24 protein-coding genes are annotated in these 25,769 nt (G+C 38.4%); 10 read left to right on the top strand and 14 right to left on the bottom strand.

The window, feature by feature from the left end:
- The first annotated feature begins 75 nt into the window (after positions 1–75).
- On the top strand, positions 76–993 hold the full coding sequence (locus tag CWD90_RS19550) for an FKBP-type peptidyl-prolyl cis-trans isomerase (protein WP_103477749.1): 918 nt from the start codon (positions 76–78) through the stop codon (positions 991–993).
- A 74-nt stretch (positions 994–1,067) separates the two neighbouring features.
- On the opposite strand, the gene CWD90_RS19545 is transcribed toward CWD90_RS19550, so the two are convergent.
- From CWD90_RS19545 to CWD90_RS19535, 3 genes are all read right to left on the bottom strand, one after another.
- A complete protein-coding gene (locus tag CWD90_RS19545; RefSeq protein WP_103477794.1) occupies positions 1,068–1,646 on the bottom strand; it encodes an outer membrane beta-barrel protein in 579 nt (192 codons plus the stop codon).
- A 238-nt stretch (positions 1,647–1,884) separates the two neighbouring features.
- Entirely contained in the window at positions 1,885–2,838 is a 954-nt protein-coding gene (locus tag CWD90_RS19540; protein WP_103477748.1) for a transketolase family protein, read from the bottom strand.
- 38 nt (positions 2,839–2,876) lie between these two features.
- Positions 2,877–3,722 carry a transketolase gene (locus CWD90_RS19535; RefSeq protein WP_103477747.1) on the bottom strand — a complete coding sequence of 282 codons (846 nt, stop codon included), beginning with the start codon at positions 3,720–3,722 and terminating at the stop codon, positions 2,877–2,879.
- Between the two features lie 168 nt (positions 3,723–3,890).
- Here CWD90_RS19535 and tgt point away from each other — a divergent pair, with 168 nt between their 5' ends.
- From tgt to CWD90_RS19505, 6 genes are all read left to right on the top strand, one after another.
- Positions 3,891–5,021 (top strand): tRNA guanosine(34) transglycosylase Tgt, encoded by a 1,131-nt coding sequence (gene tgt / locus CWD90_RS19530; protein ID WP_103477793.1) that lies wholly within the window; start codon positions 3,891–3,893, stop codon positions 5,019–5,021.
- Positions 5,022–6,104, top strand: coding sequence for an LptF/LptG family permease (locus tag CWD90_RS19525; RefSeq protein WP_103477746.1), 1,083 nt, complete (start codon positions 5,022–5,024; stop codon positions 6,102–6,104). It abuts the gene before it with no gap.
- Entirely contained in the window at positions 6,091–6,999 is a 909-nt protein-coding gene (locus CWD90_RS19520) for a DMT family transporter (protein ID WP_103477745.1), read from the top strand. Before CWD90_RS19525 ends, CWD90_RS19520 begins: the two co-directional genes overlap by 14 nt.
- Before the next feature lie 43 nt (positions 7,000–7,042).
- Complete coding sequence (locus CWD90_RS19515) at positions 7,043–7,996, top strand: acetyl-CoA carboxylase carboxyltransferase subunit alpha (protein WP_103477744.1); 954 nt, start codon at positions 7,043–7,045, stop codon at positions 7,994–7,996.
- 156 nt (positions 7,997–8,152) lie between these two features.
- Entirely contained in the window at positions 8,153–9,700 is a 1,548-nt protein-coding gene (dnaB, locus tag CWD90_RS19510) for a replicative DNA helicase (RefSeq protein WP_103477743.1), read from the top strand.
- A gap of 206 nt (positions 9,701–9,906) precedes the next feature.
- Positions 9,907–11,094, top strand: coding sequence for an asparagine synthetase B (locus tag CWD90_RS19505; RefSeq protein WP_239986571.1), 1,188 nt, complete (start codon positions 9,907–9,909; stop codon positions 11,092–11,094).
- Positions 11,095–11,140: 46 nt separating this feature from the next.
- On the opposite strand, the gene CWD90_RS19500 is transcribed toward CWD90_RS19505, so the two are convergent.
- The 5 genes from CWD90_RS19500 to CWD90_RS19480 form a co-directional block, all read right to left on the bottom strand.
- Complete coding sequence (locus CWD90_RS19500) at positions 11,141–13,336, bottom strand: PepSY domain-containing protein (protein ID WP_103477742.1); 2,196 nt, start codon at positions 13,334–13,336, stop codon at positions 11,141–11,143.
- A 4-nt stretch (positions 13,337–13,340) separates the two neighbouring features.
- Positions 13,341–13,838 carry a DUF2271 domain-containing protein gene (locus CWD90_RS19495; protein ID WP_103477741.1) on the bottom strand — a complete coding sequence of 166 codons (498 nt, stop codon included), beginning with the start codon at positions 13,836–13,838 and terminating at the stop codon, positions 13,341–13,343.
- A gap of 5 nt (positions 13,839–13,843) precedes the next feature.
- Positions 13,844–15,349 (bottom strand): ankyrin repeat domain-containing protein, encoded by a 1,506-nt coding sequence (locus tag CWD90_RS19490; RefSeq protein ID WP_103477740.1) that lies wholly within the window; start codon positions 15,347–15,349, stop codon positions 13,844–13,846.
- 268 nt (positions 15,350–15,617) lie between these two features.
- Complete coding sequence (locus CWD90_RS19485; RefSeq protein WP_103477739.1) at positions 15,618–16,961, bottom strand: hypothetical protein; 1,344 nt, start codon at positions 16,959–16,961, stop codon at positions 15,618–15,620.
- Between the two features lie 20 nt (positions 16,962–16,981).
- Positions 16,982–19,399, bottom strand: coding sequence for a TonB-dependent receptor (locus CWD90_RS19480; protein ID WP_103477791.1), 2,418 nt, complete (start codon positions 19,397–19,399; stop codon positions 16,982–16,984).
- A gap of 126 nt (positions 19,400–19,525) precedes the next feature.
- Between CWD90_RS19480 and CWD90_RS19475 the strand changes: the two genes are divergently transcribed.
- Positions 19,526–20,512 (top strand): helix-turn-helix domain-containing protein, encoded by a 987-nt coding sequence (locus tag CWD90_RS19475; RefSeq protein WP_103477738.1) that lies wholly within the window; start codon positions 19,526–19,528, stop codon positions 20,510–20,512.
- Between the two features lie 6 nt (positions 20,513–20,518).
- On the opposite strand, the gene CWD90_RS19470 is transcribed toward CWD90_RS19475, so the two are convergent.
- Complete coding sequence (locus CWD90_RS19470) at positions 20,519–21,331, bottom strand: HAD family hydrolase (RefSeq protein WP_103477737.1); 813 nt, start codon at positions 21,329–21,331, stop codon at positions 20,519–20,521.
- Between the two features lie 118 nt (positions 21,332–21,449).
- On the opposite strand from CWD90_RS19470, the gene CWD90_RS19465 reads away from it, so the two are divergent.
- The gene (locus CWD90_RS19465) at positions 21,450–21,872 is read left to right on the top strand and encodes a secondary thiamine-phosphate synthase enzyme YjbQ (RefSeq protein WP_103477736.1); all 423 of its coding nucleotides are present in this window, start codon (positions 21,450–21,452) and stop codon (positions 21,870–21,872) included.
- 57 nt (positions 21,873–21,929) lie between these two features.
- Complete coding sequence (locus CWD90_RS19460; protein WP_103477735.1) at positions 21,930–22,202, top strand: EF-hand domain-containing protein; 273 nt, start codon at positions 21,930–21,932, stop codon at positions 22,200–22,202.
- A 104-nt stretch (positions 22,203–22,306) separates the two neighbouring features.
- On the opposite strand, the gene rplT is transcribed toward CWD90_RS19460, so the two are convergent.
- The 5 genes from rplT to CWD90_RS23320 all read right to left on the bottom strand — a co-directional run.
- The gene (rplT, locus tag CWD90_RS19455) at positions 22,307–22,651 is read right to left on the bottom strand and encodes a 50S ribosomal protein L20 (RefSeq protein WP_103477734.1); all 345 of its coding nucleotides are present in this window, start codon (positions 22,649–22,651) and stop codon (positions 22,307–22,309) included.
- Positions 22,652–22,739: 88 nt separating this feature from the next.
- A complete protein-coding gene (rpmI, locus tag CWD90_RS19450) occupies positions 22,740–22,937 on the bottom strand; it encodes a 50S ribosomal protein L35 (RefSeq protein ID WP_013304701.1) in 198 nt (65 codons plus the stop codon).
- A 95-nt stretch (positions 22,938–23,032) separates the two neighbouring features.
- The gene (gene infC / locus CWD90_RS19445) at positions 23,033–23,587 is read right to left on the bottom strand and encodes a translation initiation factor IF-3 (protein WP_103477733.1); all 555 of its coding nucleotides are present in this window, start codon (positions 23,585–23,587) and stop codon (positions 23,033–23,035) included.
- Between the two features lie 29 nt (positions 23,588–23,616).
- Complete coding sequence (thrS, locus tag CWD90_RS19440; RefSeq protein WP_103477732.1) at positions 23,617–25,557, bottom strand: threonine--tRNA ligase; 1,941 nt, start codon at positions 25,555–25,557, stop codon at positions 23,617–23,619.
- Between the two features lies 1 nt (position 25,558).
- The coding region (locus CWD90_RS23320; RefSeq protein WP_205161279.1) for a hypothetical protein at positions 25,559–25,769 on the bottom strand (211 nt) is incomplete at its 5' end.

Genomic DNA, 25,769 nt, shown 5'->3' with positions numbered 1-25,769 from the left:
TATTGAAAATCTTTGTTAACGTCTTCTACAAAAATAGTTGAAAATTGTATCTTGCGCCCTTTAAATAAGAAATCAATGACTATAAAGAGAATTCTTTTACTTACTTTAATTTTTGCAGCTATTTGGTCTTGTAAGAAAGACGATGGTAATGACATTGAAGTAATACCCCCAAGATTGCTAAGTGAGGTTGCAGTGGAAAACGATGCTGAAATACAAGCCTATTTAAAAACACATTTTTATAACTATGAAGATTTTGTGGAACCTATTGATGAAGGTTTCAACTTAAGAATAAAGATAGATACTATTGCCGGTGCCAATGCTGACAAAAAATCCTTGTTTGAAGATGCTCTGACACAGGTGATTAAAATATCATCCAGTGATCTTGGATTGGATGCAGGGGAAATTGATATTCCACATACATTATATTACGTTGTAGCTAGACAGGGGGTAGGCGAAAATCCTACACCGGTAGACTCTGTTTACTTAAAGTATCAAGGTATGCGTTTGGATGGGGGAATTTTTGATAGTAGACTTGGAGCTCCTGTATGGTTTGATATGCAGGGATCTGGAGTTTCTGGCAATTCTGGAGTAATAAAGGGATTTAAGGAAGGAATGCCCAAATTTAAATCTGGTGGTGATTTTATAGAAAATGGCGATGGCACTTTTACCGTAACAGGAAGTGGTGTTGGTCTAATTTTTATGCCTTCGGGAATTGCCTATTTCAGTGGAAGTGCTCCTGGAACAACTTATGCCCCGCTTATATTTGAGGTAAACTTATTGGCAACCAATACATCTGATCACGATCGTGACGGTGTAAGTACAATTCTTGAGGATTTAAATAATGATGGAAATCTTTTTAACGATGATACCGATGAGGATGGCATTCCAAATTATTTGGACACCGATGATGATGGGGACGGTATTCTTACCGAGGATGAAATAAAAGATGCCAATAACGATGGTATTCTCGATTATTTGGACAAAAATATTTAAAGCTGAAGTTTAACTGACACTAATAAAAAATGCCCTCGCTTTAGCGAGGGCATTTTTATTTTAAAGACTTTTTTTTAAAGTTTCAAAGCCACGCTCAAAATTAATTGGTCAGGTCTAGTGTCTATACGGTCATTGGAAAAGGGTCCATCGACTACGGTTACCTCGTTTTCGCTAAAACCTCTTTCATATCTTAGGTCTATGCCAAATTTACCAAAGGACAGTCCAGCACCAATATTTAGCCCTACCGTAAAATCATTTTCTACATCCCCAATCGTAATACCATCATAATCGGTGTCCAAAATATATTGGAAAGCAGGCCCTACAAAAAGGTTTAACGGTCCAATTAAGTTAACACCTAGCAATATTGGCGCATCCAATTTACTCATTGCCAGACTATTGTTTTCGTAGTCGGATTTTGTTTTGGTGTACACCAATTCAGGTCTTAGGTAAATTTTGTCCCCTACTTTTCCAAAGATTCCAATATGGTATCCCACATTGCCCTTGGGGTCTTTGTAGGCTTGTTCGGTAGATTCAAAATAATCACCATTGGCGCCATAATTAAGTCCGCCCTTGACGCCAAATCCTGAACCTGATTGCGCATGTACAGTAAAGCCCATTACGGCAATAGCTGCTAATAAAATTGTTTTCTTGATCATAATGTGTTCTTTTAAGAATTAGAATACATTGTGCAATATTAGGCACAACACTTTTAACCGTTTAACTTAAAAAGAATTTATCTTGACACGAACAAGTGATGTTGTGGTACAAAAAAAACTGCTAAACAATTACTACTATTTCTAGCGGATAATTTTTAGCAGTTTAGTTAAGATTTGTTCCACAGTTTTCGCCGTTTTGTATGTTAAGAATCCTCACCTCCCAAAGGAGAATGATTTATTTTCTTTTTAACACACTCAGAACGGCGTTCTCGATAGCTTTATTGTTTAGACCGTATTTATCCATTAATTGCTCTGGAGTACCACTCTCTCCAAATGTATCTTTGGTGCCAACAAATTCTTGTGGGGTAGGGCGCGTCGTAGCAAGGTATCCGGAGATACTCTCTCCAAGACCACCTAAATAATTGTGCTCTTCCGCAGTAACGATACAGCCTGTTTTTTTAACAGATTTTAACACTGCTTCCCCATCAAGAGGCTTTATTGTATGTATGTTTATTACTTCAGCAGATATACCTTGTTTTTCTAAACTTTCGGCTGCAATCAAAGCTTCCCATACCAAGTGTCCGGTTGCCACAATGGTAACATCGGTCCCTTCGGTAAGCATAACTGCTTTTCCAATTTCAAATTTTTGGTCAATCGGGGTAAAATTGGCCACTTTTGGACGTCCAAACCTTAGGTAAACAGGTCCTTGATGTTCTGCGATGGCAATGGTAGCCGCTTTGGTCTGGTTGTAGTCACATGTATTAATGACAGTCATTCCAGGTAGCATTTTCATCAACCCCAAATCTTCCAGTATTTGATGTGTAGCTCCGTCCTCACCAAGGGTAACCCCGGCGTGTGAAGCACATATCTTTACGTTTTTATCAGAGTAGGCAATAGACTGTCTTATTTGATCATAAACCCTTCCGGTGGAAAAGTTGGCAAAAGTTCCGGTAAAGGGAATTTTTCCTCCAATGGTAAGTCCAGCTGCAATACCCATCATATTTGCTTCGGCGATACCAATCTGAAAGAAACGCTCAGGATTTTCCTCAATGAATTTTTCCATTTTTAGCGAGCCTACCAAATCGGCACATAATGCAACTACATTAGGGTTGGTCCTACCTAATTCGGCTAGGCCTGCACCAAATCCACTTCTTGTATCATTTTTACCTTGATCTATATATTTTTTCATCTGTACTTGCTTTAATTTTTGTTAGAAAAGAATAGGGATTAGTAGTCTCCTAGAGTTTCAGGGTTTTGTCCCAATGCCGTTGCCAATTGCTCGTCGTTGGGGGCTTTACCATGCCATGCGTGGGTGTACATCATAAAATCCACCCCATGTCCCATTATGGTGTGCAGTAATACACATACCGGCTTTCCTTTACCGGTTCTACTCTTGGCTTCTTTCATTCCTTTTATGATAGCCTCCAAATCATTTCCTTCCTTGATGTCGACAACATCCCAACCGAAAGCTTCAAATTTCTTTTTTAGATCACCCATTGGAAGTACATCGTTCGTAGCTCCATCAATCTGCTGTCCATTGTAGTCAATAGTAGAAATAATATTGTCTACTTTCTTTCCTGCAGCATACATAATGGCTTCCCAATTCTGTCCTTCCTGCAACTCGCCATCACCATGAAGGGTGTATACTATTTTGGAATCTTTATTCAATTTTTTCGCCTGTGCAGCACCCAAGGCTACAGACATACCTTGGCCCAGAGAACCTGAAGCAATACGTACCCCAGGTAAGCCCTCATGGGTAGTAGGGTGACCTTGTAAGCGCGAATCAATTAATCTAAAGGTATTTAATTCTTCAACAGGAAAATAACCTTTTCTTGCCAAAACACTGTAGAAAACAGGGGATATATGGCCGTTGGACAAAAAGAAGAGATCTTCATTTTTACCATCCATATCAAATCCTTCCTTAAGCTCCATAATTTCATTGTACAGGGCAACAATAAATTCAGTACAGCCCAATGAACCTCCTGGATGCCCGGAGTTTACTTTATGAACCATTCTTAGAATGTCTCTGCGCACTTGAACGGTCAAATCTTGTAATTCTTGAAGTTTTGGCATTTTATCTTTATTTTTTAAACTCTTCAAAAGTAATGGCAATCTTTTGGGTACACAAGCGTGAGTTATAATATTTTATCAACTATCCTAGCCGATAACAGAACTTTATTTTTTTGTTAAGGATTTAATGGCTTTGAGTTGATTATATTTGCGGCTTTAAATAGATTCTTTTTGAAATTCACTTTACAACATTCAGACACAAGGACCAAGGCCAGGGCAGCGGAGCTTATTACGGACCACGGCAAGATAGAAACCCCCATTTTTATGCCTGTTGGCACCGTAGCTTCCGTAAAAGGGGTACACCAAAAGGAATTGAGGGAGGAGATAAACCCTGATGTTATTTTAGGGAATACCTATCATTTGTACTTAAGGCCTAAAACAGAAATATTGAAACAAGCTGGTGGACTTCATAAGTTCATGAACTGGGATCGTAATATTTTAACGGATAGCGGTGGTTACCAGGTTTATTCCTTATCCGATAACAGGAAGATAAAGGAAGAAGGGGTTAAGTTTAAATCGCACATTGATGGTTCCTATCACGTGTTTACCCCTGAGAATGTGATGGAAATCCAGCGCGTAATCGGGGCCGATATCATCATGGCTTTTGATGAATGTACTCCATATCCATGCGATTATAAATACGCAAAGAGATCTATGCATATGACCCATAGGTGGTTAGATCGCTGTATTAAACATTTGGACAAAACTCCCTTTGCCTATGATTACGAGCAAACGTTTTTCCCTATTGTTCAAGGGTCAACCTATAAAGACCTTAGAAGGCAATCGGCGGAATATATTGCAGGAGTAGGTGCGGAGGGCAATGCCATAGGCGGGTTATCCGTGGGCGAGCCTGCTGAGGAAATGTATGCCATGACAGAAGTTGTTTGTGAAATTCTTCCAGAGGACAAACCCAGATATTTAATGGGGGTGGGTACCCCTATAAATATTCTTGAGAATATTGCTTTGGGAATAGACATGTTCGATTGTGTTATGCCTACCAGAAATGCAAGAAATGGTATGCTTTTTACAGCACATGGTACTATCAATATAAAAAATAAGAAGTGGGAAGACGACTTTTCGCCTGTGGACGAAATGGGTACTACGTTTGTAGACCATGAGTATTCCAAAGCCTACTTAAGGCATTTGTTTGCTGCCAATGAGTATTTGGGAAAACAAATCGCTACCATTCATAATTTGGGATTTTATATGTGGTTGGTTCGTGAGGCAAGAAAACATATTTTAGCAGGGGATTTCTATGAATGGAAATCTGTAATGGTGAAACAAATGGATAAACGACTATAGGTGCTAACCATAATAGATAAATATATACTTAAGCGTTACCTGGCAACTTTTTTTGTCATGCTCTTGCTGTTCGTGCCCATCGGAATTATGGCGAATTTGGCAGAGCAAGTAGGAAAAATGATCGATAATGAGGTTCCTTTTTCGGAAATAGCCATGTATTATTTAAATTTCACCTTGGTAATCGGGAATCTATTGTTTCCAATTTTCCTTTTCTTATCGGTTATTTTCTTTACTTCTAAATTGGCCAACAATACCGAGATTGTAGCTATTCTTAGTTCAGGGGTGTCCTACGGCCGATTTTTACGCCCTTATTTAATAGGTGCATCAATTATTGCTGTAATCATGTTTTTTATGGGGATGTTTATAGTACCCAACGCCAGTGTAGGATACAATGAGTTTATTTTTAAATATTTAAAAAAGGGTAAACAGGATAGGGTTACTACAAATATATTTAATCAATTAAATGAAAACGATTATATCTACGTGAGTAGTTTTGATCCAGCGAGACAGATAGGGTATAATTTTACTATGGAGCGTTTTAACGAGGAAAATACGCTGGACTTCAAGATATCCGCAGCTAATATTCGGTGGATCGATAAGGATACGGTTTATAGACTTACCTCCTACGAAAAAAGAAAACTGGTGAACGATGTGGAAATTGTGGAAACAAAACGAAGATTGGATACTATTTTCGATTTTAAAATTGATGACCTTACTCCTGTGTCGTATATAGCTGAGACCAAGAATATGATCGAGCTAAATAAATTTATTGCTACCCAAAAAAGAAAAGGTGCTTCCAATATAAACAGTTATATTTTGGTGAAATACAAACGTTGGGCATTGCCCATTGCCGCATTTATCCTAACCATTATTGCGGTGGCGGTTTCTTCGGTAAAGAGACGTGGAGGTATGGGTGTAAATTTGGCATTTGGTATTGGTGTGGCATTTATATACATCTTTTTCGACAAGGTATTCGGTACGCTGGCAGAGCAATCAGGTTTTTCGCCCTTATGGGCAGTTATCATTCCCAACGTAATGTTCGGGGCCATAGCGTTTTATTTGCTGCAGAATGCCAAACGTTAAGCTCAAGAATTATCTTCACTTACATTTTATAGTTTTTGTATGGGGTTTTTCGGCAGTCCTTGGCAAGTTGATAACTATAGATGCCCTGCCTTTGGTATGGTATCGCATGTTAATGGCCTCCTTAATTATTATTGCCTATATCATAATACGGAAATTTTCATTGAAGGTGCCTCCGAAAGCAATGTTGACATTGATTGTTGGAGGCATAGTTGTTGCCCTACATTGGGTTACTTTTTTTATGGCGATCAAGGTTTCCAATGTATCCGTAGCTCTGGCAACTATGTCTACCGGAGCTTTTTTTACCGCCTTATTGGAGCCGTTCTGGTATAGGAGGAAAATGGTGGGCTATGAAGTAGTTTTCGGAATTATAGTTATGTTGGGCCTGTATATAATGTTTAGGGTAGAGACCGGTTACTTACTAGGAATTCTTTTGGCATTGGCCTCCTCTTTTTTGTCGGCCACCTTTTCACTCATAAATGGGAAATTAACACAACAACTTAGGCCTTCCATCATTTCATTTTATGAATTGGGAAGCGGTGTATTGTTTTTGACTATTTACCTTTCAGTTAGTGCTAGTTTTAATCAAAATTTCTTTCAGCTGTCCTTAAACGATTGGACATTTATATTTGTACTCGCTTCAATCTGTACTGCTTATGCCTTCATTGCATCGGTCAAGATTCTTAAATATATTTCGCCATATACGGTAATCTTGACAGGTAATCTGGAACCCGTCTACGGTATAATATTGGCATTTTTAATTCTTGGTGATAGTGAGAAAATGAATCCACTTTTCTATGTTGGAGCACTCTTAATATTAATGACTGTAGTGGCCAATGGGATTTTGAAAAATAGAAAAAAATTAAAAAAAAAGTCTAATGGGTTACCTTCCCATTAAAGTTTTATATTTGCCTGTTGAAAAGAACTAAACCTATAAACCTATGGAGTATTTAGATTTTGAACTTCCAATTAAAGAGCTAGAAGAGCAATTGGATAAGTGCATGATTATCGGTGAAGAAAGTGAAGTTGATGTTTCTGAGACGTGTAAACAGATCGAGAAAAAGCTAACGGAAACCCGTAAGGATATATATAAGAATCTAACCGCCTGGCAAAGGGTACAATTGTCAAGACACCCAAATAGGCCATATACCTTAGATTATATAAGAGCCATTTGTGGGGAAACCTTTCTGGAATTACATGGCGATCGCAATGTAAAGGATGACAAGGCTATGATCGGTGGTCTAGGTAAAATTGGCGACCAGAGTTATATGTTTGTTGGGCAACAGAAGGGCTATAATACCAAGACAAGGCAGTTGCGTAATTTTGGAATGGCCAATCCGGAAGGATATAGAAAAGCATTGCGTTTAATGAAGTCCGCCGAAAAGTTTGGAGTCCCCGTAGTGTGTTTAATAGATACTCCAGGTGCATATCCAGGGATCGAAGCAGAGGAAAGGGGCCAAGGAGAGGCAATTGCAAGGAATATTTTGGAAATGACCCGTCTAAAAGTCCCCATTATTGTGGTGATTATTGGAGAAGGCGCTTCAGGAGGAGCATTAGGTATTGGGGTTGGTGATAAGGTGTTGATGCTGGAAAATACGTGGTACTCGGTTATTTCACCAGAATCTTGTTCTTCCATTCTTTGGAGAAGTTGGGAGTATAAGGAAATTGCGGCAGAAGCCTTGAAATTGACCGCAACCGATATGAAAAAAATGAAACTGATAGACGAAATCGTGCGTGAGCCTGCAGGTGGGGCACACGCCAATAGGGATAAGACTTTCGAAATCGTAAAAAATAAAATTTCTTCTCATTATGAGGAATTAAAAAAGTTATCACCAAAAGAATTGGTGAAAAACCGAATGGATAAATATGCCAATATGGGTGTATTTAATGGATAGTATCCCTTTTTGTCAAGGTGAAAAAATCTGGAGCAGAAATTCTCCAGTTTTTTTTTGCTTATAAACAAATTTCGTAACTTATCAACAGGCAAATTGTTGAACAACTGTTAATATCCCAAAACTCTTCTTAATTCTTATTTGTATAATTTAGCACTCATGGAAAAAACGAACCCCGTTATTGGTCATCGCATAGACAAGTCGACCATCATTAGCTTGGAAAAGGGAAAAATACCCCCTCAAGCTACTGATTTAGAGGAAGTTGTGCTTGGAGCGATGATGATAGACAAGAAAGGGGTCGATGAAGTAATAGATATCCTACATCCTGAAGTCTTTTATAAGGATGCCCATAGATACATCTATGAAGCTATTTTTAAGTTGTTTGAAAATTCGGAACCAGTGGATTTATTAACCGTTTCATCGCAATTAAAAAAGGATGGACGATTAGAGAATGCCGGGGGCGATTTTTATCTTATAAAATTGACACAAAAGGTGGCTTCCTCCGCGCATATAGAGTTTCATGCCCGAATTATTCTGCAGAAATTCATACAACGTAGTCTCATTAAGATTTCAAATGAAATTATCGAGGAGGCCTATGAAGATTCTACCGATGTGTTCGACTTGTTGGACACTGCAGAATCCAAGTTGTACGATGTTACCCAGGGTAACTTAAAGCGTTCCGCTGAAACGGCCCAGAATTTGGTGATACAGGCAAAGAAAAGAATTGAAGAAATTGCAGGCAAAGAGGGACTCAGTGGAATACCATCTGGTTTTGATAAATTGGACAAGTTAACCTCAGGTTGGCAGCCCAGTGATCTTATTATTGTAGCCGCACGACCAGGTATGGGTAAAACGGCCTTAACCTTGTCCATGGCCAGGAATATAGCCGTAAACTCCAATATTGGTGTAGCCTTTTTTTCTCTGGAAATGTCATCTGTTCAGTTAATAACAAGGTTGATTTCTTCGGAGACGGGATTGTCCTCCGAAAAATTAAGGACGGGAAGATTGGAAAAACATGAATGGGAACAGTTGAACGTTAAGGTAAAGGCCTTGGAGACAGCACCTTTGTTTATTGATGATACCCCTTCGCTATCCATTTTCGACCTTCGGGCAAAAGCAAGGCGTTTGGCTTCACAGCACAATATTAAAATGATCGTTATTGATTATTTGCAGCTGATGACGGCCGGGGGAAGTCAAAAAGGAGGAAACCGTGAGCAGGAGATATCAACCATATCCAGAAACTTAAAGGCCCTTGCCAAGGAATTGAATGTTCCCGTGATAGCTTTGTCACAGCTATCCCGTGCCGTAGAAACTAGGGGGGGGAGTAAACGACCAATCCTATCGGATTTAAGGGAATCTGGAGCAATTGAGCAGGATGCTGATATTGTTTCCTTTATCTATAGGCCCGAATATTATAAGATTGATGAATGGGATGATGAGGAACGTTCCCCCACTGCTGGCCAGGCCGAATTTATTGTAGCAAAGCATAGGAATGGTGGTTTGGAGAATATCCGTCTTAAATTCGTTGGACATCTTGGTAAATTCGATAATTTGGATGACTTTGATTCTCCGTTCGAATTTCAATCCAAAATGAATGCAGAGGATGAAAATCCATTCATTACTAAAAATCTCCCTAATGCCAATGAGGCCTTTGGAAGTTCTATGAACGATGATTCCATGCAGGATGATAATGATGTGCCATTCTAATTTGCTATTGGCATAGGTTTGGTCTTTTTAACTTGTTAGTATATGGGATTTTCCTATCTTGGTAATGCACATAATTGTAAGGAGAGAATTTGAGGGATTTATTCCATAATAATATACTACCATACACCCCAGTTAGGAGGGTGATTTTTCTTGTTATAGTACTGCTGTTTTCTGTAAAGTCCGTTGCTTCCAGTATTCTTATTCCGATGGACGCGGAAACTCAAATAAACCATTTAAAAGCATATGGAATAACCTATTGGGTATTAACCAAGCAACAAAAGGTGCAATGGTTGTTAAATTATAGGGGAGGGTCTTTCTTGTTGCCCGATGGGGAGGCCATCCGTAAGGAATGTCAGATAAGGGGAGTGTCTTTTGAGATATTATCCGATTCCCAAACACAAATTATTCTAGATGAAATAGCAAGTCCTTCCAAAAATCAGGAAGCTGTAATTTTGGAGAAGGCACCTAAAATTGCCGTCTATTCCCCTGACGATAATTCTCCATGGGACGATGCGGTTACTATGGTGCTCTCATATGCAGAAATTCCCTATGACCAAGTATATGATGTAGAAGTTATGGAGGACAAATTGGTGCTCTACGATTGGTTGCATTTGCACCACGAAGATTTTACGGGACAATATGGAAAATTTTATGGCGCTTATAGAGCAGCACCTTGGTATATAGAAGGAAAGCAGCGTGCGGAGGCCTTGGCTCAAAAGTTAGGATTCGATAAAGTATCTGAGGAAAAGCGGGCCGTAGCTTTAAAAATTAGAAATTACGTTATTGGGGGAGGATTTATGTTTGCTATGTGCTCCGCCACGGATAGTTTTGATATTGCCTTGGCTGCGGACGGAGTGGATATATGTGAGCCCATGTTTGATGGCGACCCTTCCGACGCCAATTATCAAGGCAAGTTGGACTATGGAAAAACCTTTGCCTTTACCAATTTTACGCTGGAGCGCAATCCGTTACAATATGAATTTTCTTCTATAGATATGACTAATGCCCGTGGTAATGTTCCCAAGGAAACGGACTATTTTTCTTTGATGGATTTCTCTGCCAAATGGGATCCGGTTCCCACTATGCTTTGTCAAAACCACACCGCTTTGGTCAAGGGATTTATGGGGCAGACAACTGCCTTTGCGAGGGGAGAAATTAAACCCACCGTATTGGTATTGGGTGAAAATAGAATTAATGGCGAGGCACGCTATATCCATGGAATTAAAGGCAAGGGCTTTTTTACATTTTATGGAGGTCACGATCCCGAGGACTATCAGCATAGGGTAGGGGACCCTAAAACCGAATTAGAACTACATCCTAGCTCTCCCGGTTATCGTCTCATTTTAAACAATGTGCTTTTTCCCGCTGCTCAGAAAAAGAAGCAGAAGACTTAAACGGAAATCAGATTTTCAATTTTTCTTCCTACGGAATTGTATTAGCTCAATAGCAATCCATTTTTATTTGCCTTCGGTTTTGGTAATGGCTTAGGTCTTTACCTAGATATTCGTTGCAGAGTTCCTGTAGTTCTTTTAAAACTTCCTTTTGCATAGCTAAGGATCCACAGATCATAATGCAACCCTTCTTTTTTAGAACCTCTAAAAACAACTCTTTATCTCGTTGAATTAAATGTTGAACGTAAATTTTTTCAGGTTGATTACGGGAGTATGCGGTTATAAAATTAGTCAGTTTTTGATCTTGGATAGCCCTTTCAATATATTCTTTGTAAAGATTGAATGAATCGTTTGTTCTGGCTCCCCAATACAAATGAATTTCTTTTCTTTGGATATTCTCCTGTATCATCCCGAGAAAAGGACCAATACCTGTTCCGGTAGCTATAAATATGGTTTTTTTGGCATTCTTTGGAAAATGAAAATTTCTATTGTTAACGACAGTAGCGGAAATTATATCATCTTGTTCAAGTTGATATAAATAGTTTGAGCATAAGCCTTGTTGATGCCTTCGGATGCTAATCAATAAAGTATCTGTATTCAACTTGCCAATAGAATACAATCGCTCGCGAGCGCCATCAGCGGGCACCACTGATAACAAGTCCCCTGAAATAGGTTTCGACCCATTAAGGTTTTTGAGGCTCAAAAGGAAAGTGTCCTCTTCGGGAAGCTCAGTTTTATGTATGACTTTAAAAGTTGATGGCGGTTTTGATTTGGAAATCAGCTTCGGTTTTTCCAACTGTAAATTCAGACCTACTTTTTCTGACCACGCTTTAGACCAATTATTGAAAGCTTCGAAAGATTGATCGTTGACCGTAAATACCTCTTGCAGAGCAGTACTATTTCTAGCTGCCTTTAAGGCGTCATATGTTTCGTAAGCAAATTGGCAGAAGTTGGGATAGGCAGTAGCCCCAAAACCGACTACAAAAAAGTCAAATTTCTGTTTTTGGTGATTTTTTTCAACTAGTTGGATGAGCTTGTCACCCGTTGCTGGGGCTTCCCCTTGGCCATAAGTGGCGGTGATAACTATTAAATGTTCCATTTTTTTGAAATGGGTATATTGATTCATCAAGCCCAAATAACTTTTTCTTCCAGCTAATAGTAACTGTTTGTGTAGCTCCTGAGCAAAATGAAGCGTTGTGCCCCCTTCAGTACCAACCAAAATCACATACTCACTTTCATTTTTTGAATATTCATTTTTAATCTTGGTTTTAGGTCTTTTAAAATAAACTATAAAGCCTGTCACAGTTAAAAAGGGGATTGCCAAACTTCCCAGACCAAGCACCATAGACCATAAAATACTACCTTCTCCGGTATGAAGAACCGTCGCCCAAGATGATATCATATGAATTGAAGGATGTTTTTTTTCCGCAAGAACCTCTCCTGTAATTTGATTCAGGTACAACTCCCTATCCTTAAGGCGAATGATATAGTAGTCCTCTACAAATTCTGAAAAGGGGTATTCTAACTCTCGCAGCTCCGATAATGGAGTGTTTTTAAAGAGGTCGAACTCGGTATAGTCTCTTTCAGGTTGCTCTCGAATAGCATCAAAATCTACTTGAAGCGAAACTTGGGAATCGGGTATTATATCAAAACGAAGCAAGGAAAGGTACACTCCCGTTAAAGCCAATGCTAAAAGCGGTATTAGGGAAAGTCTTGCGTATACTACATGGCTGTATTGAGAAAAATTCTCACGGACAACAGCTGCAAAGAATTGCCTGTATCCACCTTGTCTTTTTGCTATTAGTATTATACCCGAAATGCTTATGAGAATAAGCAAAAATGAGGCAAATCCAATGAGGAAACGTCCCGTAGATTTAAGAAAGAGAGAGCGGTGGAGGTTGGTGGCAAACTGAAAAAGAGGCTTTTTTTGAATAAGACTTCCTACTTTATCACCAGTAAATGGATCAATATAAAATTCATCATTTTTTCCGTCTACAATAGCCGTTATACTTACGAAACCGTTTCGGTCACGCGATACTGCCAGTACTTCTTCATAGTTTGCATTTATATGCGCTAAGGTTTCGCCCAAAGAAAGTTCATCGGCCCCAGAAATACTGTAGGGTTCAATTTTATTCAAAATTGGTTCTACAGCAAGAATAACCCCGGTGACCGATGCAATCAAAAGAAAAATAGAAGAAATAATGGCAAATAGTAAATGGCTATACCTCCATACCGATACAATCATAAAATTATCTATTTGGCACCATTCTTATATAACGGATGTAACCCTTACCATCTACTTTTTCCTGTATGGTAGCCGAGTTAAGTTTAATTTCCACATCAACAGCATAGTATTCTTGATTTTCTACAGCAGACTCAAAACGAATTTTGTAACCCATATTAATTTGGGCTGCGTTGAAGCCCAAAGAAATGATATTTCGTTCCCCGTTACCAATGGTAGCTCCTGAAATAGCATCCACATTTTCATTTGAGCCATCACTGAATTTCCACCAGGTTTTTAAATCAGGAAACCATTCTTTATCGTCTCCTTGTATGTAAAGTGTCTTTTCGTATTTCCCTTCAGGATTGATTAATGAAACTACTACATAGGCTTTTTCGCCAGTATAGTTTGTCATTTGAATCATACATTTATAACTTACTTCGGGTTCCTTTACAAAAGAAGATAATATAAAGAGCGCAGATGCTAAAAACAAGGCACCACCGGTCTTAATAATTATATTTTTCATAGATATTAGTTTAAAAATTGAAGATTAACTTTGTTCTTGGCCAATAGCTCATTTTCGCTGGCCAAATCGTGAGCGGTTTCACCAAATTCAGTGGTTGAACTTGGGTCAGCTCCATTCGCGATCAAATACTTTAATATTTCTGCATTATCGGTCTTCATGGCGGCATAGTGCAATGGAGTGTTTCCATTTTGGTCCTTACCGTTGATATCTGCACCAAATTCGCTCACTTTTTTAAGTAGACCAAGGTTGTTTCTAGAAACAGCTAAATGCCAAACAGAGCTATAATCGCCTTGCGGTTGTTTAAAATCAAAACCTTTATTTTTCAATGCTGCAACCTTCTCATCAAAGTCACGTGGTGTACCCCGGCTACCAAAAAGGTAAGATGCCAAGTTATTTCCTTTGTTATCTATTACACTAACATTGGCACCTTTGGAAATTAGATAGGATACTACCTCGGAACTGTTGCCTTGAATGGCAAAGGTTAAGGAGGTACGTCCAACTTTATCGGCGTGGTCTATGTTATTCGTTCTTTCGGCAAAGTATGTAACCGCTTCCAGTTGGTTTCTTTCCGCAGCATTCAATAAAGCTGTATTTCCTTCAGCATCGACTTCATTTGGGTCTACACCTTTCTTCACGAAATAATCAAAAGCCTTCAGGTCTTTAGACAAACTTGCCAAATTATGCAAAGGAGTAACGTTTTCTTTGGTCTTTACATTGGCATTAATACCTAAACTTTCTAAATAAGTATAGAGCTCCAGGGAGCTTTCTTTGCCTTTACTGGCAAAGAAAATAGCATTTTCACCGGTGGTTTCATTTTTCTTTGTTGAAACCCCAAGGGCTTTCAATTGCTTAAGAATAGCAATAATTCCACCTTGTGAAGCATAGTGAAAAATACCGTTTCCATGGTCATCTGTACTATTGATATCCAAACCCTTTCCAATGAAATAATGCACTAGTTCAAGGTCTTTGGCTCTAGAAGCAGCAATGAGAAGTGCATTATTCCCATGATGGTCTTTTTCTTTATTTAAGTCGGCCCCACTTTTAATGAAATAATCATAAATAGCGGTATTGGTTTGTCCAGTTGCTGCAGTGAAAGAAATTGGTCCGTAGCCGTGAGAGTCGACCAAATCTAGCTTCGCGCCATTTTCAACTAAGAATTTTACAATTTCAAGGTTCCCACGTGATGCCGCCCAAAATACATAGGTACGAGAATCGTGGGTGCGTTTGTTTACGTCATTACCCTGGGAAATTAAATATTCTATTGTGCTTACAGGATTGTTGCCAAATATGGCATAAGTAGTGGCATCAAAACCACCACCATTGGCCGCTGTAACCGAGTGCCCTTCTTTCTGTGTCGAATCAATAGCCGCTATACTTGGTTGAGCTTCCCAATAGTCGCCGTTCAAAAAGGGGTTGCTTGATTTTTCCATGACTCTTTGTGCTACGGCGCTAAATGAGATTAAGCCTATAGCGAAAAATAGAGCGAAAGTTTTACAAATAGTAGTTTTCATTTTCTTATAATTTTTGTGTTTCCGAGTTTTTAAAACCGTTACCCAAACCTTAGTTCCGATAACGGTCTTAGAAATAATAGCTGTTATGTAATTTTAATATTTACTGTATTAAATAGCATTTGTTCCAACTCTGGCCTGTAAGGAGACTTCTTTTGGAAAACCCTAAGGAGAGTTTAAAGTTGTGCCAAATAGAAGTACTTCCAGATTTGCCTATCTTGGCCCAAGGTCATTTAGAGTTGAATTGATAAAAGAAATAACTTTTATGGGTTTAAAATGCACCTATAAAGTGGCTTCCAGCCACGTTTATTAATTCAGCACCTTTAGTCACTTCGCCAGTTTCAGTTTCCACCACGTAAATGTTTCCATTTTGACCTACGGCACCCTGGGTTACGTATATTTCTGTTCCATCAACTACGAAACCTTGGTATTGGAATAAGTAGAAATCTGGATCATAAGGAATATCATCTATTTTTATAGCTGTTTTAGCGTTTAAATCTACCAAAGCGAAAAATCCTTGAGCACCTGCTACACCTTCTGCAGATCCATCATGGCGGTAAGCTAAAACCGCTTTGCCATTTCCTGCAGGTCTCCAAGCAAGGATATAAGCCCCTTCAACACCTAGAGTATCATCCAAATTAAACTCATAAGAATCGTCATATTCGTTATCGGCATCAATTTTTAAGATGTGAGAACCTTCAGGGTCACTTTGATTGGCCTGATAAACACTCCCGTTATATTCGAAGGAATTAATACTACGGTATCCGTTCGTATTTCCGTGTCCTACAGTAGAAGTAATTACTGATGGATTTAACAAAGAAGGGTAATCTAATACAATAGTTTTAGAACCTAAAATCTCATAATCACTGTCACTTTCTGCAGTGGCAGGATCAACCTTGCTTAGACGTGCACCAATATATAATTTATCTCCGGCTGCATTTAAAGTAGGCATGTCAATTCTTGAGATATAATAACCATTTGCTTCTTCTTCAGCACTTAAGGCAACACTATGTTCTTGGAACTCTTTAATTGAAGAATTTACTAAATCTAAGGTCACTACACCAATAGTGGCATCTGTGCGCGTATAATTATCATTTTCGTCAAATTCGTTTTCTGTTGACACATATACTGCAGCTCCTGTTTTATCTCCATCAAATAATTTTATCCATCTCGGGGCAGTCCCTACATAAGGAGCAATACTTACCTCAGAACCTGTTGGTGTAAAAGTTTGTCCGCCTTCTACGGTATACTTTGTGTAGTTTCCGCCAGTATCTCCGGCGTAGCTAATATTAAAAATAGTGTTACCATCTTCAGAGGATTGTAATCTAGCTGTTCTGTTGGAAGGGGCAATAAACCCATTTTCAAAAGGCGATATTGATACAGTAGGGTCTTTTGCATCATTACTGGTTACAGCATAAATTAATGTTCCTCCGTTACCATCACCAGGGTTATCTCCCATTTTAGCAGCGGCAATGGTAATCCATCTAGTATCTTCAATTGGATCTGGATCCGGGTCTGGATTTCCACCATTATCATCGTTACTACAAGCAGTCATTAGGCCTGCTGTTAGTGCAATTGCTGCTAAGGTTTTAAAATTTAAAAAGGTACGTTTCATATTTGATTTTATTAAAAGGGTTAAAATTTATTGATTGTGTAATTTAATTTTAGGTAAAAAGCTCTTCCAGGTTTTTGTACAGATAAATTATCATATACGGATTCGTCAAGTATATTTTTGATATCAAAACTCATTACAAACTTGTTGTTTGGAAAGGTGTAACTAAGTCCGATATCTTGTGATAATTGTTGGGGTACTTCGAAAAATTCATTACCAACAGTGTTAGCGCCTTGTGAGGTTAAGAATGAAAATTCATCAGTGAAATAGACATTATAAAAAAGATTTAATCGAGATTTCTTCAGAATTACATCCTTGAAAGAATAACGTAAGCCACCGTTCATGGTAAAGAATGGTGTATTCGGCACATCTATTTCTATTCCTTGGTTTACAATTTTTAAATCGAAACCAGAAACATTAAAATTGAATCCAAAATTGTTATTATAGGAATAATTTAATTGTGCATCTATTCCTTTCGATGTACCACTACCTTGATTTACATATACAATTAATTCGTCATCAACATTCAGAGAGGTTTCAATTGGTAGTCCAATTCTATCTCTAATGTTTCTGGTAAAAATATTTGTGGAAATCGTAAAATCATGCTTTTTGATGTTAAATGACCCAAATCTAAACCCTAAGTTGTAGTTGTTGCTGCTTTCTGGATCAATGCTTGAATTGGCTACTACGTTATCTCCGTCATTACCAAATACTTCTGTTTCGTTTGGTAGTCGAATAGCTTTTTCTGCGGATGCTAAAAGTGTTATATTGGGAATTATGGCATAAGAAGCTGCAAAGCCATATCCGTCATAATTCTTATTGCTACCAACAACTTCATCTATAACCACATCGTTTCCGTTGGTGTCAGTTTCAATGGCAGAATCAATACTTACCGTTTTTTGCTGATAATGTTTTCCAAATACACTGGCTCTTAGCTTGTCTTCAAAAGCTGTTAATTCATAGGTTAAAGAATAAATGTTTTTATACAAATCCCTTGTTCCAAGAAAGGTGTTTTCCAAAACGGATCTTAAAGCATCACTATCTTCTCTATCAATTCCGCTATATACATGATTTACAGATACCGTGTGATTGTTATTAATAGCATATGAAACCCCAGTTCTAATTGATGCTACATTTCTTTTAATTTTAGATAGGGTAGGTCCGCCCTCTTGCTGGGAACGCCAAGTGTATTGATATTCATTTCCTCTAAAATCAATAGCTCTTTCTCCGTTCCAACTATACGCCCAAGAAACGGTATCGTTAACAGCGCGGTTTCTTTTACCGTACAATCCGTTTATAGTAACATCAAGCCCTTTGATGAAAAGATCTTTCTTTTGATAGTTTAAACTTCCTAATAAGGCGTTAGATTCTAAGAACCTTCCCTTGTACGGAGTAATAGTCATAAAAGCTCCGTGTTGCACTTCTTTATAATCATCAGAACCAGTTACACCAATAAAAAATTGGTCTGCCCATTTTACATCGGTATAGCCAATCTGTGCCATTCCACCTGTAGACCTATAGGCATCGTTGAATCTACTTGCTGTAATTGCTGTTTGTACACCTCCTAAGCCGGTAACAACTACGCTTCTGCCTGATACTTTATAATCATTATCGGAATAATTATGAAAAAGGGAGGTCTTTATCGTAAATCCAGATTTTTCGAAACGATATAAGCCATTAACACTGCTTTGAATGGTATTGAAGGATCCATAAGAAACCGAAGCATTGAAATTTGTTTTTGCATCTTTATGAAGTACAATATTAATGGCTCCACCTAAAGCATCGTCTGCCAAATGCCCGGGAACCACCCCTTTATAAACCTCAATGTTTTTAATCATTGAGGGAGGAATACTGTTTAGGTTAAAGGAGGAACCGTAAGTAGAAATTGGAATTCCGTCGATAAATATTCGCACAGAGTTTCCGGACAACCCATTTAGACTATAACTAACGTCAGAACCTAAACCTCCATTTTGACGAATTTTCACACCAACCGTAGTGTTTAGTAATTCGTTCGTTTGAATATTTCGCAGGCTAGCTTCTTCTGTTTTTATGGCATTAACGGCAAAGCCTTTGGTTTCAATCTCTGTCTCCCTGGTCTTGCCGCTGACTGTTACCTCGTCCAGGTTTTCCACTGTTTCCTGTAGTGTAAAATCGATCTTTATGTAATTTGCACTTTCGTATACATTAAAGGTCTTTGAGTGCGTACCGTACCCAATATAAGAAACTACGACCCTCTGCTTTCCTAGGGGCACCTTGCTAATGGAGTATACCCCATTATTGTCCGTAAGAACACCAAGTTTTAGGCCTTCTATCAAAACGGTTGCATAGGGCAAAGGCTTTCCTGAAGCATCACTTACCATGCCCGATATTTTGCAGAAAGCTTCCTGCCCTTTGGCAGACAAGAAAATGATGAGTAAGAAAGCCGTAAATATGTTTTTCATGTTTTTTAAAAAAAATGTCATCTATTCTTATTAAGATTAAATCTAAATAAATAGATTTGCAAATCTAATCCAGGATTTCGGCTAGCAATAACGCAAAAGGAAGTTTTAGTTACGAATTAAGAATTAATGAGAATAGGTCTTTTTCCAGCAACAAAGCATCGTATAGGTAATGGTATCGGTTCCATGGAACTGGTACAAGAAAATGCATTTATAACTGAAGTATTCAAGCTAGGAAATGGGATTAAAGGAAGTCAACAAGAGCTTCGGTTAGATGGGGCTACCGTTATATTACGAAAGTTAAGTCTCGACAATTTTCCTAGGATAGAATATGAAAATACCCATTTTTGTTTTGGTATCCACTTTTTGCTAGAAGGCAATTATAGGTTTACCACTAAGGAAAGTAAAGCCAAAGTGGATATTAACTCTGGGTGTTATAATCTAGTACAATGGCCAACCATTTTAGGAACTCAAAACCTAATGGGGCTTGAGTACGTTTCTGTCGAAGTTTTTTTTACGAAGGAGTTTCTTGAAGATTTATTGGGAACAGAATATGATTCTGGCTTTGAGCATTTTCTGGGTGTTCTAGGAAAGTGTCCCACATGTCTGTGGAGTGCAGGGCAACCAATTCCCAGCAAACTAAGACTACTACTTCTTGAAATTTTGTACTGCCCATATACAGGGAGTTCCAGAACCAATTATATAGAATCTCAAATTCGTTGTTTGGTGATAGATGCATTGCTCGGAAGTGAAAATTCTATTGGCGAAATAGGGGAGTCGCAGTTGTCTGTATTGGATTATGAAGCCATTGAAAAAGTGGTTTCCTATATCATACAAAACCTAAAAGGAAAATTAACGATAAAGGAACTGTCTGAAATAGCTGGGTTTAATACTACCAAGTTAAAAAGCTGTTTTAAAAAGATACATCAAACAACGGTATTTAAATATATTACCCGATTGCGGATGGAGAAGGCTAAATCATTGGTTCTTGTGGACAATATGTCAATTGCGCAAGCGTCTTACGAAGTAGGGTACTCCAATCCCCAGCATTTTACCGTTGCATTTAAGAAAACCATGGGATATTTGCCAAGTGCATTACTAGGTACAGCACAGTGATGTTTTTTATCTTTTAGTCTGTTTTGCCGATAACATCGATTCCAAAATATTCTCAACACCAAAATCATCATTGCTGCTAGTCAAGTAGTTGGATGCTTTTTTCACATTGGGGTGCGCATTGGCCATGGCAAAACTGAAATCGGCCATGGACAACATTTCCAAGTCATTATTGTAATCGCCAAAAACCATGGTTTCATGTCTACTTATGCCGTACTTCTCCTGAATATGCTGTAAGGCATAACCCTTGTTAGCGTTCATGTGGGAAATATCCAACCAGTTCTCCCCTGAGACTTTCACTTTCAATTCCGATTCCAAATGTTTAACCATAGGATAAATAAACTTCTCGGAACTTTCAAAATGGTAAATGGCAATTTTTAAAACTTCCCCATTATAGGAGGAAATATCGTCTAAAACACTAAATTCGGAATAATACTCTCGTAGTTTATTGAGAAAAATGTCGGAGTTTCCATTGATGTAGGCATTATTTTTAGCACATAATACAGGGTGTATGCCCTCCACGTTCCTTAGAAGCTCCATGGTTTCAATAATGGTATGTTGCTCCAAAGGTGTAGCTAACAATTCTTGATCCTGCTTTTTTACAAAAGCCCCATTCTCTGCAACAACAATAATGTCGTCTTTAATGGCATCCAATTTATCTATTATACTGTTGTACTGCCGTCCACTTGCTGCAACAAATTTAATGTCCCTCCTTCTTAATTCTTCGAATAGTTCAAAGAATTTTGGGCTTACCTCATGCTGGGAATTCAATAGGGTGCCATCCATATCGGTAACCACCATTTTTACTTTCGATAAATCCATCCAAATAATTTAAGCTGCAAAGGTATTTGTTATCCGCCTAAATACTTGTCTTGTTAAGTAAAGTTTTAGATTTATTAATATTTGTCGAAATTTGAACAAATTATAAAGACCCAATAATATGCTGTTTTATCAGGAAGAAGTGCGATTAAATGCCTATAGGAGGGGCTTTCATTTGATTACGGATACAGTACTTAATCATCTACCACATCTGAAAGGAATACAAACTGGGATGCTTCAGGTATTCATAAAACATACGTCGGCAAGTTTAACGATAAATGAAAATGCGGATTCTACCGTTAGGGCAGATTTTGAAAGCCACATGAATGTAATGGTTCCGGAAAATGCGCCTTATTATCTCCATGATTATGAGGGCTCGGACGATATGCCCGCTCATATCAAATCGTCCCTTATGGGGGCGTCAGTACAGATACCCATTAGCAATGGTAAATTAAATTTGGGAATATGGCAGGGTATCTATTTGTGTGAACACAGGAATAATGCCAGCGGAAGGAATTTGGTATTAAGCTACTTTGGGGTTTAACTCATTGTATGTTTTATTTAGTAATTTAGAGTATTATGGTTTTTAAAAAATTAAGATATGGCAACAAAAGATATGATTTTGGATAAAATACAGATCCTTATTACCAATAAATTTCAAACTCCGGAGGATGCTTATAATTTTTTTGACGAGGATGGAGATGGTAAATTGAAAAAAAGTGAGATAGTCGAGTTGTTGAAGAAGGCTGAGATTAGTGGATTTCTTCGGGGAATCGTTTCTTCTAAGCTAATTGAAGGTTATGATAAATCCGGGGATGAGTACATTGACTGGGAAGAGTTTAAGGAAGCGGTGGGAAAGATTAAGGCAACTTAATAATATTTAGATTTTTGTTGGATTCCAAGAATGTTTTGAATTGAACATAAAAAAAACCTGTTCTTAAAAGAACAGGTTTTTATAAGCGAGATAAGTTTATTAATTTATTTTACTTTGTTCACAATAGCTTTGAAAGCTTCTGGGTGGTTCATAGCCAAATCCGCCAATACCTTACGGTTTAGCTCAATGTTGTTGGCTTTAACCTTACCCATAAACTGGGAATAGGACAATCCGTGCATTCTGGCACCAGCGTTAATACGGGTAATCCATAAGGAACGGAAATTTCTTTTCTTATTTCTACGGTCTCTGTAAGCATATAACATTGCTTTTTCAACCGCATTTTTAGCTACTGTCCAAACGTTTTTACGTCTTCCAAAGTAACCTTTGGCTTGCTTCATCACCTTTTTTCTTCTGGCTCTGGAAGCAACTGAATTTACTGATCTTGGCATAATTTTAATTGTTTTTTGTAGTAGGCGATTCTTTAATGTAGAATACTTTTAAGCCTAACTCCAGGGTTAATAATTACCGATAAAACGATTACTTTAAACGTAATTGTTCTTTAATACTGTTAACATCCGCATCGTGGACTAATCCAGAGTGGGTTAACGCTAGCTTACGCTTTTTAGACTTCTTCGTAAGAATGTGGCTCTTAAAGGCATGCTTTCTTTTAATCTTACCAGTACCGGTAAGCTTAAATCGCTTTTTGGCACTGGATTTTGTTTTCTGTTTAGGCATTTTCTTCCTATTTATTAATTTATCTCGCTTACTATCTTAATGCTTAAATAAATTCAGCATTTTATTTTATACAAACAGAGCATTGAAGCTCAGGTTTATTTTTTGGTTTTTGGAGCAAGGAACATGGTCATTCGCTTACCTTCAAGCTTTGGCATTTGTTCCACTTTTCCTAAATCTTCCAATTCGGAGGCCAATTTAAGTAATAGAATCTCTCCCTGATCCTTGTAAACAATAGAACGACCTTTAAAGAAAACATAAGCTTTTAGCTTAGCGCCATCTTTTAAGAATTTCTCTGCGTGTTTTTTCTTAAACTCGTAATCATGGTCATCCGTTTGCGGACCAAATCTTATTTCTTTAACGATTACTTTAGTGGCTTTGGCCTTCATGACCTTTTCCCTTTTCTTTTGTTCGTAAAGAAATTTTTTGTAATCTATTATTTTACAAACAGGGGGATCGGCTTTAGGAGAAATTTCTACTAAATCCAATTCCAGTTCCTCTGCTTTCGCCAAGGCGTCGCGGGTGTTGTATACACCTACTTCTATATTGTCGCCAACCAACCTAACTGTTGGCGATGAAATACTTTCATTGATATTGTGCGGGTTTTTGTTTTCCCTCCTAGGTTGGGGCCTAAATCTTTTTCTAATTGCTATGACGTAATATTTTTAGTTAAACTTTTTTTTTAAAACGACTTTAAGGTACTGTTTATTTCATTTAATACCAAGTCGGAAAATGCTTTTACAGAGATGGTGCCTAAATCTTCACCACCATGTTTCCTTATAGAAATGGTTTCATCTTTTTCTTCATTCTCTCCTACGATCAGCATAAATGGTATTTTATTCATCTCCGCTTCACGTATTTTCTTGCCTACCGTTTCATTTCGGTTATCAATGAGGGCGCGAATGTCGTTATTTTCCAAGGAATTTAAAACTTTTTGGGCATATATTTCATGTTTTTCGCTGACAGGGAGGATTATAGCCTGCTCTTGCATCAGCCAAAGAGGGAAATTACCACCTGTATGTTCCAGTAATAATGCAATGAAACGTTCCATACTTCCAAAAGGAGCCCTGTGAATCATTACCGGTCTATGCAACATATTGTCACTGCCTTTGTAAGTAAGGTCAAAGCGCTCCGGTAAGTTGTAGTCCACTTGAATTGTACCCAATTGCCAGTTCCTGCCCAGGGCGTCCTTCACCATGAAATCCAACTTGGGACCGTAGAAAGCAGCTTCACCACTTTCTATAACAAAATTGAGGCCTTTTTCTTTTGCCGCATTGATAATTGCGTTTTCTGCTTTTTCCCAGTTTTCTACCGATCCAATGTATTTTTCAGGCTTCTCCAAATCCCTTACGGATACTTGTGCTGTAAAATTACCGAAACCCAAAGATCCCAATACATATAAGGTAAGGTCTATTACATTCTTAAACTCTTCCGCCAATTGGTCGGGAGTACAAAAAATGTGGGCGTCATCCTGTGTGAAGCCACGAACCCGTGTAAGTCCATGTAATTCTCCACTTTGTTCATAACGGTAAACAGTGCCAAATTCAGCATATCGTTTTGGTAGCTCCCTGTAGCTAAATGGCTTGGAATTGTAAATTTCACAGTGATGCGGACAGTTCATGGGTTTTAACAAGAACTCTTCATCTTCTTTTGGTGTCTTGATCGGTTGAAAGCTGTCGGCTCCATACTTTTCATAATGACCAGAGGTAACATAAAGCTCTTTTTGTCCAATATGTGGGGTAATAACCATTTCATAACCGGCCTTCTTCTGCGCCTTTTTCAAAAAATTCTCCAAACGTTCCCTTAAAGCTGCTCCTTTGGGAAGCCATAACGGAAGCCCTTGCCCTACTTTCTGCGAAAAAGTAAACAGTTCCAATTCCTTGCCCAGTTTTCTGTGGTCTCTTTTTTTTGCTTCTTCTAAAAGTTCAAGGTATTCGGTAAGTTCTTTCTGTTTTGGAAAGGAAATGCCATATACCCTGGTCAGCTGATTGTTTTTTTCATTTCCCCTCCAGTAGGCACCGGCTACACTCAAAATTTTAATGGCTTTGACAATACCGGTATTGGGTATGTGCCCACCCCTACAAAGATCGGTGAAGGTGTCATGGTCGCAGAAGGTTATGGTACCGTCCTCCAGATTTTCGATAAGTTCTACCTTATATTGGTTGCCCTGTGATCTATATAGTTCCAATGCCTCTGCCTTGGTGACGGCACGCATCTTGAAATAGTGTTTCCCTCTGGCAATCTCCAAGGCTTTCTTTTCAATTTCCGGAAAGTCTTTTTCCGAAATGCTGCCTTCTGCCAAATCTACATCATAATAAAATCCATTATCAATGGCTGGTCCTATGGTCAATTTAACACCGGGGTACAATTCTTCCAATGCTTGAGCTACAACGTGCGAGGTGGAATGCCAGAAAGCTGTTTTTCCTTCTTTGTCGTTCCAACTATATAGGATAAGTGATCCGTCTTCTTTTAAAGGTGTTACGGTTTCAACAGTGACTCCATTAAATTTTGCAGAAATAATATTTCGAGCCAAACCTTCGCTGATGCTTTTGGCTACTTCTATTGGTGATGTTCCTTCGGCATATTCTCTAATGCTTCCGTCTGGTAAAGTTATCTTGATCATGCTATTTTGTCGTAATAAGTGTGCAAAGATAACATCTAGTATTTATGTTGGCAATATATATAGGAACGATTTTATTCATATACATATATAAGTTGTTCAGCGTTCCCTCCTTGGGGTCGGTCCGGGTGCTCTGCTGTATCCCTTGCGCCGCTTCGGGGATGCCGCTTTGCCCCCTAACGCGCCTTCGGGGCAATTTTAAGGTGCGGTGGTTT

Origin of the sequence: Arenibacter catalasegens (assembly GCF_002909235.1) — a bacterium.
Taxonomy (GTDB): Bacteria; Bacteroidota; Bacteroidia; order Flavobacteriales; family Flavobacteriaceae; genus Arenibacter; species Arenibacter catalasegens.
Note: the sequence above shows the minus strand (reverse complement) of the source record. Positions and strands in the feature narration are given on the sequence as shown.